Origin of the sequence: Mycobacterium angelicum (genome assembly GCF_002086155.1) — a bacterium.
GTDB lineage: Bacteria > Actinomycetota > Actinomycetes > Mycobacteriales > Mycobacteriaceae > Mycobacterium > Mycobacterium angelicum.
In genome coordinates this window covers 1-1,609 of sequence record NZ_MVHE01000182.1, presented here as the reverse complement: position 1 = coordinate 1,609, position 1,609 = coordinate 1, and the positions used below count along the sequence as shown (strand labels likewise).

1 protein-coding gene is annotated in these 1,609 nt (G+C 78.6%); it reads right to left on the bottom strand.

Annotation, left to right across the window (positions count from 1 at the left end; all coding sequences use genetic code 11):
- Positions 1 to 1,609, bottom strand: a 1,609-nt coding sequence (locus BST12_RS32515) for a hypothetical protein (protein WP_211281395.1), incomplete at both ends; no start/stop codon positions are given.

Genomic DNA, 1,609 nt, shown 5'->3' with positions numbered 1-1,609 from the left:
CGGTGCCGCCGGTGCCCCCGGTGCCGGCCAGGCCGGCCCCGCCGGCGGCGCCGCCGGTGCCTCCGTCGCCGCCCTTGGTGTCGGCCTGGGTGCTGGTGGCGTTGAAGCCGTTGCCGCCGTTGCCGCCGTGGCCGCCGTTGCCGCCGTGACCGCCGGAGCCGTTGGTGCCGCCGTTGCCGGCACCGCCCTGGCCACCGTGACCACCGGCGGCGCCGTCGCTGCCCTGGCCGCCGGCTTTACCAGCGGACCCGTCGCTGCCTTCGAAGCCATTGCCGCCAAGGGCGCCGTCACCGCCGCGGCCGCCGGCACCGGCGGCACCCGCACTACCGCCGGTGCCCCCCGTGCCGGCCGATCCGGCAGCGCCAGCAGCACCGCCTTTGCCTCCGTCGCCGCCCTTGGTGGCGGCGTCGGCGCTGGTGGCGTTGAAGCCCTGGCCGCCGTTGCCGCCAACCCCGCCGGTACCGCCTGCGCCGCCCGAGCCGTTGGTGCCGCCATTGCCGGCCCCACCCTGGCCGCCCTGGCCGCCCTCGCCACCGTTAGTGCCTTGACCGCCGTCATTGCCTGCGCTGCCGCCAGTGCCCTCGGCGCCGGCCCCGCCCGTACCGCCGGCCCCGCCGGTACCACCGGTGCCTGCGCTGCCCGCACTGCCGCCGCCGAGAATGCCGCTGCCCGCGGCGCCCGCTGTGCCGGCCGCGCCGCCCAGCCCGCCGCTGCCACCGTTGCTACCGGTGTTAGCGCCGGTGGCAGCCGCCCCGGTGCCGCCGGCCCCACCGGTCCCGCCGCCGCCGGCGGAGCCGCCGTTACCGCCCCTGCCGAACAGCATCCCGGCGTTGGTGCCATTGGCACCGTTGCCGCCGTTGCCGGCGGCTCCACCGCTGCCGCCGGTGCCGCCGCCGAAGCCGCCGTCACTGCCCCCGCTGCCGCCGGCGCCACCGGCGCCTCCGGTGCCGCCACTGCCGGCACTACCACCGGAGCCGGTCAACCAGCCGCTGTGACCGCCGGATCCACCGGCTCCGCCACTGCCGCCCGCCCCTCCGGTCCCACCCACACCGCCTTTGGCGGTGCTGGTGCCGTCGGAACCGATCTGGCCGCCGCCACCGCTACCACCGGCGCCCCCGCTGCCGGCATTGCCGCCGTTGCCGAACACTCCGGCGTTGCCACCGCTTCCGCCATCGCCGCCCTTGCCGCCGGCCCCGCCGCTGACGCCGTCGTGCAGGCCGGCCTCCGGTGCTGCGGTGTTGTTGCCGCCGTTGCCGCCGTCACCGCCCGCCCCGGCGTCACCCCACAGCGACCCGCCGTTGCCGCCGGCCCCGCCGTGACCGCCGGCGCCGCCGGTCGCCGTGGCCTGGCGACCCACGGTGTTGCCGCCGTCTCCGCCGCGGCCGCCGTGGCCACCAGCTCCCAGCAGTCCAGCATTGCCACCAGCACCTCCAGCGCCCGCCGCTCCGCCCGCGGAGTCATTGCCGCCGGCGCTGTTGAACCCACCGGCCGCGCCATCGCCGCCATCGCCACCATTGCCGTACAGCCACCCGCCGCTGCCACCGGCTCCACCGCGACCGGCGGCCCCGCCATTGCCTTGGCCGCCGGTCTGGTTGCCACCCGCCCCCCC